Annotated in this window: 14 protein-coding genes; 9 read left to right on the top strand and 5 right to left on the bottom strand. The window is 50.3% G+C overall.

What is annotated here, in order from left to right; translation table 11 throughout:
• Positions 1 to 84 precede the first annotated feature (84 nt).
• Positions 85 to 1,428 (bottom strand): MATE family efflux transporter DinF, encoded by a 1,344-nt coding sequence (dinF, locus tag KQY15_RS05690; RefSeq protein ID WP_254795458.1) that lies wholly within the window; start codon positions 1,426 to 1,428, stop codon positions 85 to 87.
• 118 nt (positions 1,429 to 1,546) lie between these two features.
• On the opposite strand from dinF, the gene KQY15_RS05685 reads away from it, so the two are divergent.
• The 4 genes from KQY15_RS05685 to KQY15_RS05670 all read left to right on the top strand — a co-directional run bounded on the left by KQY15_RS05685 (position 1,547) and on the right by KQY15_RS05670 (position 4,837).
• Positions 1,547 to 2,722 carry an MFS transporter gene (locus KQY15_RS05685; RefSeq protein ID WP_217668095.1) on the top strand — a complete coding sequence of 392 codons (1,176 nt, stop codon included), beginning with the start codon at positions 1,547 to 1,549 and terminating at the stop codon, positions 2,720 to 2,722.
• A 101-nt stretch (positions 2,723 to 2,823) separates the two neighbouring features.
• Positions 2,824 to 3,345 (top strand): RNA polymerase sigma factor, encoded by a 522-nt coding sequence (locus KQY15_RS05680; RefSeq protein ID WP_217668093.1) that lies wholly within the window; start codon positions 2,824 to 2,826, stop codon positions 3,343 to 3,345.
• Positions 3,338 to 3,853, top strand: coding sequence for a hypothetical protein (locus KQY15_RS05675; RefSeq protein WP_217668091.1), 516 nt, complete (start codon positions 3,338 to 3,340; stop codon positions 3,851 to 3,853). The genes KQY15_RS05680 and KQY15_RS05675 overlap by 8 nt, the downstream gene beginning before the upstream one ends.
• A 9-nt stretch (positions 3,854 to 3,862) precedes the next feature.
• Entirely contained in the window at positions 3,863 to 4,837 is a 975-nt protein-coding gene (locus KQY15_RS05670) for a DUF4097 family beta strand repeat-containing protein (protein WP_217668090.1), read from the top strand.
• Between the two features lie 81 nt (positions 4,838 to 4,918).
• Here KQY15_RS05670 and KQY15_RS05665 read toward each other — a convergent pair whose 3' ends face one another.
• The 3 genes from KQY15_RS05665 to KQY15_RS05655 all read right to left on the bottom strand — a co-directional run bounded on the left by KQY15_RS05665 (position 4,919) and on the right by KQY15_RS05655 (position 8,070).
• On the bottom strand, positions 4,919 to 5,644 hold the full coding sequence (locus KQY15_RS05665) for a pseudouridine synthase (protein WP_217668088.1): 726 nt from the start codon (positions 5,642 to 5,644) through the stop codon (positions 4,919 to 4,921).
• Positions 5,645 to 5,814: 170 nt separating this feature from the next.
• Positions 5,815 to 6,483: a DUF4136 domain-containing protein gene (locus KQY15_RS05660; RefSeq protein ID WP_217668086.1), complete on the bottom strand. Its 669-nt coding sequence runs from the start codon at positions 6,481 to 6,483 to the stop codon at positions 5,815 to 5,817.
• Positions 6,484 to 6,597: 114 nt separating this feature from the next.
• The gene (locus KQY15_RS05655; protein WP_217668084.1) at positions 6,598 to 8,070 is read right to left on the bottom strand and encodes an OmpP1/FadL family transporter; all 1,473 of its coding nucleotides are present in this window, start codon (positions 8,068 to 8,070) and stop codon (positions 6,598 to 6,600) included.
• Positions 8,071 to 8,389: 319 nt separating this feature from the next.
• On the opposite strand from KQY15_RS05655, the gene KQY15_RS05650 reads away from it, so the two are divergent.
• The 5 genes from KQY15_RS05650 to KQY15_RS05630 all read left to right on the top strand — a co-directional run bounded on the left by KQY15_RS05650 (position 8,390) and on the right by KQY15_RS05630 (position 17,172).
• Positions 8,390 to 9,445, top strand: coding sequence for an efflux RND transporter periplasmic adaptor subunit (locus KQY15_RS05650; protein ID WP_217668082.1), 1,056 nt, complete (start codon positions 8,390 to 8,392; stop codon positions 9,443 to 9,445).
• Positions 9,446 to 9,529: 84 nt separating this feature from the next.
• Positions 9,530 to 12,802, top strand: a complete 3,273-nt coding sequence (locus KQY15_RS05645; RefSeq protein ID WP_217668080.1) for an efflux RND transporter permease subunit — start codon at positions 9,530 to 9,532, stop codon at positions 12,800 to 12,802.
• Positions 12,799 to 15,882, top strand: a complete 3,084-nt coding sequence (locus KQY15_RS05640; protein WP_217668078.1) for an efflux RND transporter permease subunit — start codon at positions 12,799 to 12,801, stop codon at positions 15,880 to 15,882. The genes KQY15_RS05645 and KQY15_RS05640 overlap by 4 nt, the downstream gene beginning before the upstream one ends.
• 74 nt (positions 15,883 to 15,956) lie before the next feature.
• On the top strand, positions 15,957 to 16,517 hold the full coding sequence (locus KQY15_RS05635) for a TMEM165/GDT1 family protein (RefSeq protein WP_217668076.1): 561 nt from the start codon (positions 15,957 to 15,959) through the stop codon (positions 16,515 to 16,517).
• Positions 16,518 to 16,614: 97 nt separating this feature from the next.
• A complete protein-coding gene (locus KQY15_RS05630; RefSeq protein ID WP_217668074.1) occupies positions 16,615 to 17,172 on the top strand; it encodes a hypothetical protein in 558 nt (185 codons plus the stop codon).
• 18 nt (positions 17,173 to 17,190) lie between these two features.
• Here the strand turns inward: KQY15_RS05630 and KQY15_RS05625 are convergent, their stop codons facing one another.
• Positions 17,191 to 18,414: an amino acid deaminase gene (locus KQY15_RS05625; protein WP_217668072.1), complete on the bottom strand. Its 1,224-nt coding sequence runs from the start codon at positions 18,412 to 18,414 to the stop codon at positions 17,191 to 17,193.
• Positions 18,415 to 18,516: the final 102 nt, after the last annotated feature.

Below are 18,516 nucleotides of genomic sequence, written 5' to 3'. Positions count from 1 at the left end.
GTATTATGACGCTGTCCACTCTAACTGACGGGCCGACGCTTAGCAATAATTTAGCAACGGTGCATTTCACACTGAAGCGGGGCGCTAATGGGTGTGATTTATTACCAGGCTATTACGCTGCCACTGCAGCCATAATATTAGCGCTAAACTGATGCTGCGAAGCGCCATAAACACCGAAAGCGCAGCCCAAAGAGCGTGGTTTTGCCAGCTTTGCAACAGGTAAAAGCTGCCGGCAAAGCCCAGCAAAGCCAAAAGCATGCTGTTACGCAGGGTTTTGCCCTGAGTAGCGCCAATAAATACCCCGTCCAGAAAATAGGCCCAGCAGGCCAGCAGTGGTAGTAAAATCATCCAGCCCAGATAACGCGCGGCGTGCTGTTGTACTTCAGGCAGTGAGGTTAACAAGCTGACAAAGCTATTGCCAAATAAACCGTATCCGGCGCTGAAAACACTGGCCAGCACCAGACACCACAACGCCAGTAAACTCAGGGTGTTGCCAAGCAGATGTTTATCGCGGGCACCAATAGCATTGCCTGTCAGGCTTTCAGCGGCATAAGCCAGGCCGTCCATGGCGTAGGATACCAGCATTAAAAAACTCAGTAACACGGCATTGGCTGCAACAGTATTATCACCATAAGCTGCTCCCTGAAAGGCGATAAACACAAACACGCTTTGCAGACATAAGCTGCGCAGAAATATATCACGGTTCAGGGCAAACAGCCGGCGCAAACCGGCAAGCCGGCTAAGCTGACTGAGCATGCTTGTCAGCAGTGTTTTGGCGACAAGGCTGCGTAGTAGTAAGCTGCCCCCCAGCAGCAGGCCGGCGTAATCGGCTACAACTGAAGCTGCCGCGATACCAGCCACCTGCCAGCCAAAACCCAGTACAAAGAGTAAATCGAGCAGAATATTGACCAGATTGGTAACAATTAACATCCACATCGGGTAGCGGGCATTCTGCCGGCCTAAAAACCATCCCATCAGCACCAGGTTTATTAAGGTTGCCGGGGCGCTCCAGATCCTGATACCGAAATACAGCTGTGCCTGCTGGTTTACTTCGTTACTTGCATCGCTGAAGCTAAACGCCAGCTGTGCTAGTGGCCCTTGCAAAGATAGCAACAGCAATGCCAGCAGCAACGCCACTAACAGGCTCTGGCTTAAACAGGTTAGCTGGCCTTCGTTGTCATTCGCTCCATACGCCTGGGCGGTCAGGCCGGTGGTGCTCATCCGTAAAAAGCCCAGCAGAAAAAATAACAGGCTGATTAAACTGGAACCGAGCGCAACACCGCCCAGATACCAGGCATGCTCAAGATGACCGCTTACGGCCGTATCTACCAGTGCCAGCAGCGGCACTGATAAATTGGACAGCACCATGGGCAGAGCAATAGCAGCGACTTTTTTTTGCAGCGAGGCATTTAAAAATAACGACGACAAAGCGGGGCCTTTTCCGGGAAATAAAGCGCTATGATACACGTCTTGTGGGCTGACACCAGCTCGTCATCAGAGCCTGAACTCAGTATACTAAGGCTTTGCTTAAGCGGGCACACCTCCTGTGATTGAGTACAAATCGGCCGAATTTTACCGCAGTTGTTTTGCGCTGTGCCTGGCGGCGATAGTGGTATTTGCTAATTTACATTTAATGCAGCCGTTGCTGCCCCAGCTTAGCCGTGATTTTCAGCTAAGCCCGCTTGAGGCCAGCCTCAGTTACACCATCGCCACGTTTGGTCTGGGCTTATCGTTGTTGGTTTATGCCTCTCTGTCGGATGCCTGGGGCCGTAAGCCTTTACTATTGCTAACCATGCTGGGAATGACAGTTAGCACGTTCGCGTTGACCCAGGTAGAAAGCTTTACCGCATTACTATGCTGGCGGGCAGTGCAGGGTATTTGCCTGGGGGGCTTGCCGGCAATTGCTATTGCCTGGATGGGCGAGGAATACTCAACGCCAGCACTGGTTACCGCGGTAGGATATTATATCAGCGCCAACTCGTTGGGCGGGATTGGCGGTCGCTTACTGGCAGGTGGCCTTGCCGATGTGGGGCACTGGCAATGGGCATTCTGGCCGATGGCAATATTAAGTGGGCTAAGCTGTTATTTAATATGGCGCTATTTACCGCAATCAGTGCGGTTTGAGCAGCAGCCGTTCCGGTTGTGGCAGGCACTGAGCAACCATGGTAATCATCTGCGCCAACCGCTGCTATTGCTAACCTACCTGATTGGCGGTTTGAACTTTCTGATATTTTTAAACCAATACACCTTTATCAGTTTTGTACTGGCAGCGCCGCCGTATTTGCTTAGCAGCAGCATGCTGGGTTTACTTTTTATTACTTACTTTAGCGGTACGGTGGGTTCGGCTTTATCTGCCCGCATTGCCAGGCGACTGTCTGCGCCGCTGGCAATGGCACTTGGCATAATACTACTGATGCTGGGGACTGTGGTGACGCTGCATGGCCAGCTGATGGTCATTGTCACCGGCTTTTTTATCAGTGCCTTTGGCTTTTTTCTGTGTCATTCACTGGCCAGTAGCTGGGTTAATCAGCATGCCCGGCGCGCTAAAGCCAGTGCCAGTGCGTTGTATCTGGTGTTTTACTATGTGGGGGCCAGTATTGGTGGTATCTATCTGCAGCCATTCTGGCAGGCAATGGGCTGGCCTGGGGTGGTTATCGCATCACTGCTGATGTACAGCCTAACCTTACTGCTGGCGCTAAGGTTATGGTTTAAAATTCGCTGAATTTTTTTATCCGGTTTAAACCTTTCTGTAAATACGTTCGACTAACCTTTCAGTATTTTTAAATTTGGCCGGTTATGTAATCTGGCTTGCATAGGGCATGTATGGCAATGGAGATTGCAGCGGCAATCACAGCCGCGCAACAGGGCGATAAACAAGCATTTCATATTTTATATCAGCAGTTTATTGGCAGGGTATATGCGATTTGCTGGCGGCTTTTGGCTAACAAACAGCTGGCTGAAGATGTCAGTCAGGAAATATTTATTAAGGTGTGGCAGCAATTGCCGGCGTTTCGTGGCGACAGCAGCTTTGCGACCTGGCTGCACAGTGTTGCTACCCGGACTGCGATTGATCACTGGCGACAGCAGAAAAATCTGCGGTTAACTGACAGTAGCGATCAGTTGCCATTGCCGGAACTTTCCGTTGCCTGTAATGGCGAGAGCGTAACACTGGAGCAGGCTATTTTACGGTTACCTTTGCAGGCGCGAGCAGTTTTTGTGTTGTTTGCGCTGGAGGGGTATCAGCATCAGGAAATTGCTGGCTTGCTGGGTATCGCTGAAGGCAGCAGCAAAGCACAGTATCACCGGGCCAGACAATTGTTACAGGAGTGGTTGGCTGATGAATAAACAACAATTAGAGCAAGCCCTGCAACGGTTGAACAGTGAGCTGCAACCCGAAAGGGATCTTTGGCTGGATATCGCTGCCAGGCTTGAACCTGCCGACCAGCTTAGGACTGAGGATGTTGCTGCCGCGGCTAGTGATAAACGGGCGGGCCTTATGCACTGGGCCAGTGCTGCAGCACTGTTACTGGTAGCATTGATTGGCTGGCAATTGGCTGTTATGCCAACACCACAGCAGCAGGTCGCGACAGCACCTAATGCCGAATTACTGCTATTGCAGCTGTACGAACAGGAAAAAGCACAGCAACTGGCACAAGTGGTGGCAGTGGCAGAGGGCTTTGACAACTGGCAGCAACAACTAGCTATCTGGGATCAGGCCATCGATCAGGTGCGCCGGGCCCTGCAATTTTATCCGGATGAACCGCAGCTGTTAGCGCAGCTGCAACAGTTATATCAGCAACAGCTTCGCTATATCCAGCAGGCAACGTTGCAGCAACCCTTAATAACCAGTTAGGAGAAGAACATGCAAACAATTAATAAAAACTGGCTTGGCAGCCTGTTAAGCATAGTACTGTTGGCAGCTAGTACGCTGGCGCTGGCAGACTCACGTCAAGTGGTCAATGAAAGCCGCAGTGTCAGTGCTAATGAAAAGATATATGTAGAAGTGATGAGCGGTGAAATTACCATTAAAGCCATATCAGGCAATACTTTCAGTGTTAGCGGTAAACTGGATGAAAAAGCCACGGGCTACGAGTTTGATAGCAAAGACGGTTTTAGCCGTTTTGAAATGACAATGCCACGCCAGGTGAATTACAACTGGAAAGACAAAACGAATATGGCGGAACTGCGCATTGAAGTGCCGGTTGGCAGCAGTGTTGAGTTTAAAGGGGTAAACGGTAATGTTACTGTCAGCGGTATTCATGGTAGCAGTGAAATTGCTACGGTAAACGGCCAGATCACTGCCAGCGATCTGCAAAACAGCGTTAAGCTTAGCACGGTAAATGGTGAAATAAAGGTAAATGGCGCCAGTGGCAAGGTGGAGTTGAATTCCGTCAATGGTGAAATAAATGATGAGGGATCTACTGGCCGCTTAAGCTACGAAGTGGTAAATGGCAAAATAAAAGCCAAGAGCCAGGCAGAAGAAGTGAGCATCAGTACGGTAAACGGTGATGCTGAACTTGAATTATCTGGTACAAAGCAGCTTAAGTTAAGCACGGTAAATGGCGAAATTGAAGCAGAGCTGCGTGCCGTTAGCAGCCCTCGGATCAGTGGCAGCAGTGTCAGCGGTGATATTGAATTAAAACTTGAGAGCAATGCCAACGCCCGGGTTGCACTTAAAGCTTCAGCCGGCGGCAGCCTTGACAATAAACTAAGCAATGATAAAGCCACCAAAGCAAAATACGGCCCGTCACGCAGCCTGCAGTTCACTTTGGGTAGTGGTGATGGCAGTGTTGAATTAACCACCGTAAGTGGTGATATCAAGCTGGAGAAGCTGTAACAGGGCAAGCCAACTTCTTATCAGCTATTTTAAAATAAGGCCGCGAATGCGGCCTTATTGCTTATTTGAAGGAAGGTCAGGTTAACTTGGTGCAGTTTGCTGTAAAGAAGCGAGTTCGTCAGCATTGAGTTGGCGATAAGCTCCAGTAGCCAGTTCGCCCAGTGGCAGTGCGCCGATGGCGGTGCGTTGCAAAGCGGTAACCCGGTAGCCCAGCGACTTACACATATAGCGGATTTGCCGGTGTAACCCTTGAGTCAGAATAATTTCAAATTGCTGACGGCCGGTTGCGCGCACCTTACAGGGACGCGACTGATAGTGGTTCTGGCCCAGCGTCCAGTTCACTCCGCTGGCCATATGGTGCAGGAATCCGGCAGTTATCGCTTTATCTGTGGTTACTGAATACGTTTTTTGATGGTAATGATCCGGATGCATTAATAGCTGACATAGCGCGCCATCATTGGTTAGCAGCAGCATGCCGCTGGAGTCTTTATCCAGCCTGCCTACGGCAAACACGCGTTGCGGCAGGGTTTTTAATAACTGATGCAAACTTGCCGGATCAGCCGGCCGGTTATTGCAATCTATACCAACGGGTTTGTGATAGAGCAGGTAGCAGAGGGGCGGTAGCTCGGCCAGAATTTTATCGTCTATGTAAACGATGTCGGTATTACACACTTGATCGTTATGACATCCCAGCTTGTCATTAACGCGCACCCGGTTTGCACTAATCAGTCGCCCAGCCGCACGGCGCGAACAATGGCCGCTTTGGGCAATCCATTTTGCCAGACGCTGGGGGCCGGGGGTAGGCATGTCGCTAATCACTTATCATAAAAAATAATGCTGTGTCATATTACTGCCATTAACGGCTGCCATACTTAGCCCTGTTACACCTTCCTTCCTGGATTTCTTCACGCAATAGTGATGATGGGAGCGTTAGCTCCCAGTTTTTTGTTATTGCTTAAGTTGTACTTTTTATACAGTTATTTTGTTTCCGCAGGCAGACGGCTGGGATAGCGCTGATAAATCAGTTGCACGGTATCGCTTATAGCCTGTTGTGGATTGGCCATGGCTTGTTTGGTCAGCCGGCCATCAACCAGTCCCTGCCAAACCAATCGTTGTTCATTGGCATCAATAACATCAATTGTTACTGTACCCACTTTATACTCGGTTTTTTCCAGCTGATTACCAAACAGCGGAATACCAAACATAAAACTGCTGCTTCTGCCGTAGTAGCCATAACCGGCATTAATCGAGAATGGCGAACTTCGCACGTCACTGCGGGTTTCTACGTTGGTCATGTAATTTACCAACAGATCAGGGTTTTGTTCACTGTACTGATAGCCAAGCTCTGCCATTTCTTTAGTAATAGCATTTTTAAAATGCTGATCCAGTAACGTGGTGTACGCTTTTGCTTCATCCTGAGCCGCCTTTACTTCTGCAGCCAGTGGTTTAGTGGCGGCAGCGTGTTCGGTTTCTGAGCGGAGTTCAGGCTCTGGCTGGTAAAAGCCAAAAGTCTGGTATTGCTGAAAGTTAACCGTGCGGTCGTAATCAACTGTTGCCTGACGGGTACTGGAACAGGCACTTAGGCCAAGCAACAGGGCAGCGGCAAGGCTGCTAAATCGAACCAGCGTATTGTTAAAAATTGCCATAGTTACCTCTAATCAGCGAAGATCGGCTTAAACCAGATAGTTAAGTCTATAGTAGCTAAGACTCAAAGCTAAACAATAAGTTTGGTTAATTTTAAACATAGCCTTGGCGAGCAGTTAAAAGCGGTAATTAAACTGTACAGCCAGTAGCTGACCTTTATTGCTGTACTGCCCCTGATAGCCGCTGTTATACAGCGGTTCATTTTGAACATTATATTCGCGCTCGTTAACTGACACATCACCTGTAAATAAATGGCCATATGCGATATCCATACTTAGCTGACTGTGCAGCTGCCAGTTGGCGCCAACCGTCAGCCATACCCGATCATCAGTCGGGATCCTGGCAGTTTTGTGGCTTGCAGCTATCGGGTTTTCATCAAAAGCGACTCCGGCCTTCAGGGTTAAACCCGCCTGGTAAACGTAGTTTAAGCCCAGCGCGGCAGACCAGCTGTTTTGCCACTGCTGTGGTATAAAACCAATATAACCGGTACTGTTCAGGTTGGGTGGCCGCTGGGTATTCAGCGAGATACTCGGAGCCGGGTCGTTGCTGACAATATCAATGCTTTGAAACTCGCTCCACTCGGTCCAGGCCAGGCTCAGCTGCACAGATAACGCTTTGGTCAGTTGCTGATCAAGACTGAATGCCGCACTGGCCGGGGTGGTCAGGGCTAATTGACTGGCTTCCGTTAACTGACTGTTGGCTGCCAGTTTACCGGTACTTAAATCGATAGCAGGTAATTGTGGCGCTACTACCTGATAATTAGGGTTGCCAGCGACGCTTGCGCCGGTGATCGGGGTGTTGGTGATAACTGAATCACCTTTAAGGGTGTAACGCACAGCAGAATGCCAGGTAAAGGCCAACCGGGTACCGGCAACCGGCTCACCATGAATACCCAGAGTATAACCAAAGGCAACGTCATCGCCAGTAACTTCATAATGACTATTACAATAAGCGTCGTTGTATACCGGTGCGCCAAACATCGCGTTGGTGGTGGCTGCACCAAGCTCACACAAACCACTGTGATCTTTGTATTTAGATAAGGTGCCTTCCACATGGTTTACCGAGATACCAACGCCAACTGACCATTGCTCATTCAGTTTATAGCCGATTGCAGGTTGCAGGCTTAACACCTGGATGGCGGTTTCGTCGGCAAAATAGCGGCCTACAAAATCGTTGTCATAATCAGATGACAAGCCAAAAGGGACATAAAAGCCAATACCCCAGCTTAGTTGCTCCGTTACGTTGTCGGCATAAAACGCAAAAGGGATCAGCTCATTTAAACTATTTGCCCCTTCAGTACGTCCAACTACCGGATGGCCATTTGCACTTTGGGCACTGGCGTTACGGTAATTTGTTTTGGCGTTAATCAGATTTAAGCCGGCTGAAAGCTCTGGGGCGCTCAGCCTGGTAATGGCTGCCGGGTTAGAATACACCAGGCTGGCATCAGTAATTTGCGCGCCGCGCCCAGCATAGGCATTGCCCATACTACTAACCGACTGTTCGAACAATTTATAGCCCTCAGCGGCAGCATTGGTGCTGCCGACGGCAAGTAAAACAGCAAGACTAAGGCGGGTTTTTGAGAAATTCATGGGCATACTCCGAAATAAGCGTTCGGCCATTATAGAGAGGTCAGACCTTAGAGTATATGCACTATTTCCTGCAAATTAGCCCTTTTAACGCAAGAGTTGGCTGTTTCTAACCAAATTTTAGCGTAACTCGCCAACTACATTGCGCCAATAATATTTGATTACACATTAAGATAATTTAACTAATTGAAATTAAATAATAAAAATATAAAATTCAGGATGGCACAGGCGCTGCATTAGTCGCTATCAGTAGTAACCAAAAAATTGAAAAGGCCGTGAGCAAGCATGTTGACGGTACGAGCAAAAACAAGGATTTAAAAAAATGAAAAAGTTATCACTGGTTGTGGCGGTATTTAGTTCTGCAGTTTTCCTAACTGGCTGTAACCAGGCCAATAGCAGCAGCAACAGCGATACCGCAGAAGTTGTGGCCATTCCGGTGGAAGCTGCGATGGCGCGTAATGGCGAAATCAGCAGCAGCTACCATACCAATGCTACTCTGGCAGCGCGGGCTGAAACGGATGTTATCAGCAAAAGCAGCGGTATTGTTGAGCAAGTGCTGGTGGAAGAAGGTGACTATGTTAAAGCCGGACAGTTACTGGCGGTACTGGAAAATGAGCGGCAACGTTTTATGCTGGCCAAGGAGCAGGCTGAACTTAGCCGGCTTGACAGTGAACTGAAGCGGATGGCTGAAATGTATCAACGTAAGCTAATCAGTACTGATGTGTATGAAAAACTACAGTGGCAATATGATGCAGTTAAAGCCTCTGTTGATCTGGCCGAGTTAAGTGTGCGCGAAACTGAAATCCGGGCGCCTATCAGCGGTGTGGTGTCGCGTCGTTATGTCAAAACCGGTCAGTTAATTAGTCAGATGGCGCCACAATCATTATTTCATCTGGTTGCCAATGCTGAACTGGAAGCTGTAGTACATATTCCAGAGCAACAACTGGCCCAGGCTAAAGCCGGTCAGGCAGCCATTTTACGCTTTACCGGCATGTTACCGGTTAAAGCAAGCGTTAGCCGTATTTCACCGGTGGTTGATGCCCAGTCAGGTACGGTTCGTACTACGTTAATTATTGATAACAGTGACGGTAAGCTGCGCCCTGGCATGTTTGCCCAGGTAGAACTGAAATTTGATGTGAAACCTGATGCGCTACTGGTACCTAAGCGTGCCGTAATCACAGCAGATAATCAGCATAGTGTGTTTGTGGTGGATGCGGAAGATAAAGTCAGTCGCAAAGAGGTGCACCTTGGTTACAGCTCAGATACCACCGTGGAGATTTTAGACGGTGTCGCCACTGGCGAAAAAGTGGTTGTTGCCGGACATGGTGCGCTGAAAGACCAAAGCCTGGTAACCATTGTAACTACCCGCGAATTTTAACCGCAAGGATCTGAATGCCCGGCATAGCCGGGCTAAAAGATACAGTAACCAACAAATATAAAAAATGCTGAAAAGGAACCACTTATGAAACTGGTTGATGTTGCGGTGGCGCGCCCGGTCACAATATGGATGTTTACCCTGGGTATTCTGTTGTTTGGCTTAGTCTCCGCGGGCCGGCTGGCGGTAAATTTACTTCCCGATTTGTCTTACCCCAGTTTGACTATTCGCACTGAATACGTTGGCGCAGCGCCTGCTGAAGTAGAGCAGTTGGTCAGCAAACCCATTGAGGAAGCCCTGGGCATTGTCAAAGGTGTGCACAAGGTGCAATCGGTTTCACGCTCTGGCCGCTCTGATGTGGTATTGGAGTTTGACTGGGGTACCGATATGGATCTGGCTATGCTGGAAGTACGGGAAAAACTCGACGTACTAATGCTGCCTCTGGATATTGAAAAGCCACTGTTACTGCGCTTTAACCCCAACCTGGATCCTGTAGTGCGGCTGGCACTAAGCCGTGAAGGGGGCATTAACAGTGATCGCGAACTGGTATCACTGCGCACTTATGCCGAAGAAGACTTACGTCGCAAACTGGAAGCGATGCCGGGCATTGCCGCAGTGCGGCCGGACGGTGGTTTAAACCAGGAAATTCAGGTGCTGGTTGATCCCAACAAATTAAGCCAGCTGCAACTGGATATTGGTTTAATCAGCAGCCGGTTGGCGCAGGAGAATATCAATTTAGCCGGAGGCCGGCTGGAAACGCCGGGCTATGACTTTCTGGTCAGAACCATTAATCAGTTTGCCGATTTATCAGCCATTGAAAACCTGTATCTGGCAACAGTTGGCAATTCGCAAATTCGGTTAAAAGATGTGGCGACGGTTGTTGATGCTTTTGCTGATCGAAAAAGTGTTACCTATGTAAATGGTGCCGAAGCAATAGAAGTGGCAATTTACAAAGAAGGTGATGCCAACACGGTAAAAGTAGCAGAGTCGCTGCTGGCACAGCTGACCAATATTCGTAAAGGTTTACCACAGGATTACACACTTACCCTGGTATATGATCAATCAGCCTTTATTAAACAAGCGATTAGCGAAGTTAAATCTGCCGGTATTGTCGGTGGCTTGCTGGCTATGCTGGTTTTATATCTGTTTTTACGTAACGTCTGGGCGACAGTGATTATTTCAGTGTCAATCCCTGTTTCCATTGTAGCTACATTTAATCTGATGTACGGTCAGGGTATTACCCTGAATATGATGAGCCTGGGTGGCATTGCGCTGGCCGTCGGCCTGCTGGTTGATAATGCTATCGTGGTACTGGAAAACATTGCCCGACACAAAGAGCAGGGTAAATCTGCACCAGAGGCCGCCAGAACCGGCACCGGCGAGGTGGCGATGGCCATCACCGCATCCACCCTGACCACGGTAGCGGTATTTTTTCCACTGGTGTTTGTCGAAGGTATTGCTGGTCAGTTATTTAAAGACCAGGCACTGACGGTAACTTTCGCTTTGCTGGTATCACTGGTGGTGGCACTGACATTGATCCCGACCATGGCGGCGCGCCAACGGCGGGTTGTTACTGCTGACAGCACGGAAGCTGCGACACCTAAAGTAAAAGGTAGCCGCTGGTATCATACTGTCGGCCGGGTGTTGTGGTGGGTGCCGGGTAAAATTTTTAAAGGCCTGTATTTTGTCCTGCTTGGCCTGCTAAGCCTGTTTACCCTGATCTGGCGGGCAGTAAGCCGGCTACTGGGTCTGTTATTTAAACCGCTGTTGTTTGTGGTAAAAGCCGCCCTCGATGTGCTTACCCGGGCGTATCGTCGCTTGCTGGGCGCAGCGTTGCAGGCTAAATGGCTGACAGTTGGCAGCACCTTACTGGTTGCTGGTTTATGTTACAGCCTGCTGCCCAGGTTAGGGGCAGATGTGATCCCGGAACTTAGTCAGGGCGAGTTTTATGTTGAAGTACAACTACCCTTTGGCAGTGCTATTGAACAAACCGACGCTGTGTTAAAAGAACTGGCTGGCGTTGCCGCCCCCCTTGCTGGGGTGGAGCGTAGCTACGGACAGGTAGGCACCGGCGCGCAGATGACGGTAGATCCGGCGATTGGCGGCAGCCACTGGGGCCGGCTGAATATTGTTATGCAAGCTGGCACTGATGAGCAGGCTGAACGGCAGGTAACAGAGCAGTTACGCCAGCATGTTGCCGGCATGGCCGGAGTAAAAGCCCGCTTTGACCGGCCGGAGTTATTTAGTTTTGCCACCCCGCTGGAAATTGAATTAACCGGTTTTGAGCTGGCAGATTTAAAACAGGCTGCAGATCAGCTGCTGGTTAGCCTGGCTGCAGAACCGCGCTTTACTGATGTAAAAACCAGCCTGCGGCCGGGCCAGCCGGAAATAACCCTGTATTTTGACCACGCCAGGCTGGCACAGCTGGGTATGACAGCGCAGCAGGTAGCGAAAAGGGTTGCGGTGTATGTGGGTGGCGAAGTTGCCGGCCAGTATTCGGTTAATGATCGCAAAATTGATATCCGGGTCAGGTTGGCTGAAGAATACCGGCAAAATGAGCAACAATTAGCGTCGCTGATTATTAATCCGGGTAGTGCGCAACCGCTGCCATTGTCGGCAGTAGCAGATATTCGCCGCGAACTGGGCCCCAGTGAAATTACCCGGGTAGCACAGCAGCGGGTAGCAATTGTCAGTGCCAATTTAGCTTTCGGTGATTTAGAGCAGGCCACTGCTATTGCCCGCGACATTGTGGCAAAACAAAGCCTGCCATTTGGGGTCAGTGCAGTGGTAGCCGGGCAGAGCGAGGAAATGCAGCGGGCGTACAGTTCTTTATTTATGGCTTTATTACTGGCGGTGTTTCTGGTGTATCTGGTGATGGCATCGCAGTTTGAAAACCTGCTGCAACCGCTGTTAATTTTGTTTACCGTACCTTTAGCCGGCGCCGGGGCAATCCTCGGGTTATGGCTGACCGATACCCGGCTATCTGTGATTGTCTTTATTGGCTTGATAATGCTGGCCGGTATAGTGGTGAACAATGCCATTGTCTTGATTGACCGGATTAATCAGTTACGCCAGAACGGTACAGACTTAACGGAAGCGATTGTTGAAGGGGGCGCCAGCCGGTTACGGCCTGTGCTGATGACTACCCTGACCACAGTACTGGGTTTATTGCCAATGGCTCTGGGTGGTGGCGATGGTAGCGAAATCCGGGCACCGATGGCTGTAACGGTGATTTTTGGTTTACTGTTGTCGACCTTGCTGACGCTGGTGTTTATTCCGGTACTGTATGCGCTGTTTACCCGAGAGCGTCAGCCTGGTGAGCAGACAGTCACAACAGCAGATGTGCAGGAGGCGCTATGACTGAGAAGCCACTAGCCATTACCAGGCTGGCACTAAGCCGGCCGGTGACGATAACCATGCTGTTTATATCCTTTTTGCTGTTCGGTACCTTGGCCAGCCGGCTACTACCCCTTGAAATGTTTCCGGGCATTGATATTCCGCAGTTGTATGTCAATGTGCCCTACAACAATGCCAGCCCGGCAGAGGTAGAGCGGTTGATCACCCGGCCTCTGGAAGAAGCACTGGCGACTGTCAGCGGTATTAAGCAGATGCGCAGTTTTTCCAATGAAAACAGCGGTGAGGTATCACTCGAGTTTAACTGGAGTGAAAACATCAATAGTAAAAGTCTGGAAGTTCGCGAACGGATAGATACCGTCCGTCATTTACTGCCGGATGATGTTGAGCGGGTGCTGGTATTTCAGTTTAACACCGACGATATGCCGATATTCCAGCTGCGGATCTCCTCTGAACGCGATTTGGCTATGGCTTATGACTTACTCGAGCAGCAGATCAAGCGGCCGCTGGAGCGGGTACAGGGCGTTTCTAAAGTAGAGCTGTATGGCGTGGAAAAACGTCAGGTGATTATCCGGCTTAACCCGGATAAGCTGAAAGCGCTGAACGTGGATGCCAATGCCCTGCTGGCAAAGCTTCGGGGCAGTAATTTCGCGCTGACTGCCGGTGAATTGCGTAACGCCGAGCAAAGTGTGCTGGTGAAGCCATTAGGGGAGTACCGGCAACTGGCTGAAATAGAACGGCTGCCGGTGCGGCCGGGCCTAATGCTGCGCGATGTGGCAGAGATTTCTCTGGAGCTGCCAAAGCGCGAAGATGGCCGTCATTTAGACCAGACCTATGCCGTTGGCATGAATGTATTCAAAGAGTCAGGTGCTAATCTGGTAGAGGTAGCCAAGGCGGCGATGGCGGTAGTGGCAGCCGCTGACAACAATCCGGCATTTAATGGCATTAGTTTGTATGTCATGGACGATGTCGCCGATGGTGTCACCACATCACTGCAAGACTTATTAAAGGCAGGGGCTATTGGCGCCTTGCTATCTTTCGTGGTGTTGTATTTATTTTTGAGGCATCTAACCACTACCCTGGTGGTGGTACTATCGGTGCCGAGCGCGATTGTTATCGCCCTGGGTGCCATGTACTTTATGGGCTACAGCCTGAATATCCTCAGCATGATGGGCTTAATGCTGGCGATAGGTATGCTGGTAGATAATGCTGTTGTGGTGACTGAAAGTATCTTTCGCGAGCGGGCAGCGGGCGGTGATGTTCGCGCCGCTACCGAGCGTGGGGTGCGCCGGGTAAGTTTGGCGGTACTGGCAGGCACCGCTACCACTGCTATCGTGTTTTTGCCAAATATTATTGGCCAGAAAATGCAGCTGACCATTTTTCTGGAGCATGTGGCCATTGCTATTTGTCTGTGTCTGGCAATTTCACTGGTAATGGCACTGAGCCTGATCCCACTGTTAACCACCAAACTAAAAGTTATTCCGGTTGAAAACGCTAAGGGCAGTAAGTTAGATCGTGTTTATAAACGCAGTCTGCAAACGGTGATGAACTGGCCAAAGCTGTCGGCATTGGCCGCCGTGCTTGTGCTGGCCAGCATAGTGGTACCTATGGGCTCAATGGGATCTGATAATGGCGATAACGGCGACAATGGCCGGTTATTCTTAAATTATCAGGTGCAGGGCAATTACAGTCTGGAAGAAGTACGCGCTGAAGTCAGTCAGATGGAGGCGTATTTATACAGCCGCCAACAAGAATTGCATATTGAGTCTGTGTACAGCTACTACACGGCCGGTTATGCGATGTCGACCATTATTCTGCAAGACGGTCAACCATTGGAGCTGGAGCAGGTAAAAGAGCTGATCCGCAGTGACTGGCCGACGCTGGTAAGATCACGGCCGATTTTTGGCTGGGGTGGCGGCGGTGGCATGCAACTGCATTTGCTGGGCAACTCTACTGAAGTGTTGATGGAGTTATCAGAAATGCTGTTACCGATGCTGCAGGCACTGCCCAGCCTGGAGGATGTCAGTTCCGAGCTGGCCCGCGGCCAGCAGGAAGTACAAATTATTCTGAATCATCAGCAGCTTGAACGCTATAACGTCAGCGCGCAGCAGGTGGCTCAGAGCGTGTCGCTGGCGTTACGCGGTGTCAATTTAAGAACCTTTCGCAGCCCCGAGCAGGGCGAGTTACTGCTGCGGCTGATCTATGATGAGAAAATCAGTCACTCGTTAGCTGAATTGCAGCAATTGCCGGTGGCGCAGGCAGAGGGGGTTGCAATTACTCTGGCACAACTTGCCGAACTGAACGTTGTACCACGCTTATCCAGCATTCGCCGCTTTGACCGTGCTACCGGCATTGCTATCCGGATGAACCCGGCAAAAGACATCAGCATGGATAAAGCCCGGGCCGATATTGAGCAGTTAATGAAAAGTGTTGCCTTACCCGATGGCTACCGCTGGTCATTCCGTGGCAGCTTCCAGCGCCAGGATGAAGAGCAACAGGTGATGATGGTGAATATGCTGCTGGCAGTCGCGATGATTTATATCGTGATGGCGGCGTTATTCGAATCGTTATTACTGCCAACTGCAGTAATTGGCTCGTTATTTTTCTCTCTGGTCGGCGTGTTCTGGACCTTTCTGCTAACCGGTACCGGCATGGGAGTGATGGGCATGATTGGCATGCTGGTATTGATGGGAATTGTGGTGAACAATGGCATAGTACTGGTGGACCGGATTAACCAGGATCGGCAATTACTGCCATTGCAGGATTTAAAAACCACAATTATTCATGCTTGTGAAGCAAGGCTAAAACCGATATTAATGACCGTGTCAACCACCGTACTGGGCTTGCTGCCGCTGGCAATGGGCGGCACTCAGATTGGTGGCGGTGGCCCAAGCTACGCACCGATGGCGATCGCGATTATCGGCGGATTATTATTCTCGACCCTGACCAGCTTACTGTTGGTGCCGTTAACCTACTATGGCTTAGTTAAGCTGCGTGGTGCCTGCAGCCGCCTGGTAGGGCGCAGCAGAAAAATAAGCGATAAAGTGTTACTGGCAGCAAAACCTGGCCACCAACCGCCGGGCTAATTTAACGTTGCGGTCGGCGGACAGAGTTCATACAATGCCTGCCGCCTTTCGTAAGTTCGCCACTGAGAGTTGTAATGGACGCGTTATTTTCCTCGTTTTCTGCTGTAGCCATCGCTGAAATTGGCGATAAAACCCAACTACTGTCTTTATTTCTGGCAGCCCGGTTCCGGGCTAAAGGCGCTATTATTGCCGGTATTCTGGTCGCAACCCTGTTAAACCATGCTGCTTCTGCCTGGCTGGGAGTCTGGCTGGCTCAGTTTATTGCACCAGCCATTGGCCCCTGGTTACTGGGAGGCTCTTTTATCGTGGTCGGACTCTGGTTGCTTATCCCGGATAAAGATGACAGCGATGAAACCCGGCTTTTGAAATACGGCGCCTTTGCAGCCAGTTGTATTTTATTCTTTCTGGCAGAAATTGGTGATAAAACCCAGATTGCCACGGTAATTCTGGCGGCAACCTTTGATGACGCGGTTTGGATGGTGATTTGGGGCACCACGCTGGGCATGCTGGCCGCCAATGTGCCGGTGGTTTATGCCGGCAGCTGGCTGCTGCAAAAAGTGTCGCTGGACTGGGCGCGCCGAATAGCCTGCGCAGTGTTTATATTGCTGGGACTTTTCACTATTTTTTCAGCCTAGTGTTTTAACAGGGGTATAAATTGTAATCAGTGTTCAGCCAGCAGATGGTGTTAAAAGGCTAAACTCGGTTTAAATTGCCCGTTAAAGCAGGAGTAGTATGATGATAAGGCAGATATTTATGGCCACGGGGTTGTCGGTGCTAATGGTTGCAACTGTTCAGGCCAATACCGTGCTGACTGAGCAGAATCTGAGCCGGTTGGAGGCTGCTTTGCCAAAGCTGGCCAGGATTCAGCAGGATGATGTGGCCACGCTGCATAAAGTAAAATTGCAACGCCACTGCAACTGGCCGCGCCATGCGGCTGAAGTACGGGCTCAGCAGCAGGGTAAAAGTTACCTGAATGAAGTGGATAACATACTGGCTGAACATCAGTTAACGCCGGCGTTATTCATTGAACTAAGCGCAAAAGGAAGCTGGCCTTTATTGCAGTCGCTGCAGCCGGTATTATCTGTAACCCGGCAAACCCTGCCGTTTTTGCCGCAGAATCAGCGGCTGCAGGCAGAACAACTGCTGGCGCAAACCGATAATATCACCCAGGTAGTCGAGCCCTGCTTATCAGAAGCAGACAGAACGGCCCTTCGTCAGCATCAGCAGCGGTTAATTGCGCTGGCCAGCAAGTTGCCGGGTAGCATTCTGCCAGCGCAGCTGAGTCAGTAACCGGGTAGGGTAACGGGCTCAAAATCGTGTTTCTACAGTATGCAACAGGTTGTAGTTGTCATCTGTTAACCACAACTCTCGCCATTTATCAAAGGTCAAACATGGGTGCGACGTGCTGAGCAGCACAATATCACCTACCTTGGGTGTTACTTGCGGGCTGTAGTGCCAGAATGCATGCTGATCCATTACTTTTACCGTCTGGCAGTCAGTCAGCTTATCGCAGATAAGCTGACCATCCCGGTACAGGGCATCTGCCTGCGGCAACCCAGCGTCAAAGGCTGCATCACGCTTACCAAAAGCGAGAATTGCCAGCCCCGGCTCGGGTAGCGATTGCACATAAACCGCAATTTGCAAGGCATTGACTAAACTGGAGCCGAGCTTGGCAGCCAGTTTACTGCGTGAATCAATAGCATGCTGAGCCTGACAGTAAATGCCCTGGTCATGGCTGATATAGCAGCCGGGACGCAGCACAATCTGCATGTCGGTTGGCACCGTGGCTTTGGTTAATTCTGCGGCGACAATATCGTACCAGGCTGAACCCGCGCCGCTAATCAGTAACTGAGAATGAGTCAGTAACTTTTGCCGGAACAGCGCTTTACAAAGCGCTGCCGCTTGTTGTGCGAACTGGGCCACACTGTTCTTCACATCGCTGCTGTTGATCACTCCCTCATAAAATTCAATCCCAGCCAGTGCCAGGCCAGGCATGCTGCTAAGCTGCTCAGCAAGGATAAGTGCCTGTTGATTGGTTCGGCAGCCACAGCGGCCGCCCGGTACGCCCAGTTCAATCAGTACTGGCAGCTGCAATTGCCTGGCCTGAAAAAAGGCTGACAGGGCCCGGGCGTTATCGGCATGATCGACACAGACAAAAACCTCTGTGCCAGCGGCCAGCAAGCCGGCAATAAGTTGCATATTAGCCGCCCCGACCAACTGGTTGGCAATAATAATCCGGCTTGCTCCAGCTTCTGCTGCGACGATGGCCTGATAGGCTGTTGCCACTGTCAGTCCCCACGCGCCTGCCGCCAGTTGTTGCTTAAACAGCCATGGCGTCATGGTGGTTTTACCATGCGGTGCCAACAATACCCCGCTGGCATCAGCAAAGCGCTGCATCCAGTTAATGTTGTGCAGTACTGCTGATTGTTTTAACAGCGCGGCGGGCAAGCAGACATCATGTTCAAACAGCTTGAGATTGGCATTATCTGCTTCCGGTGTCGCTGCTTTATGAACGATATTTTGGTACTTCATAACAACCTGCTATTTATTGTAAAAGTATATTTTTACCAAAAAACCGGTAAATGGCTGTAATAAAGCCATTTTAATATTTACTTTCCGGTCGTGATGGTACAA

Origin of the sequence: Arsukibacterium indicum (genome assembly GCF_019100565.1) — a bacterium.
Taxonomy (GTDB): Bacteria; Pseudomonadota; Gammaproteobacteria; order Enterobacterales; family Alteromonadaceae; genus Alishewanella; species Alishewanella indicum.
Note: the sequence above shows the minus strand (reverse complement) of the source record. Positions and strands in the feature narration are given on the sequence as shown.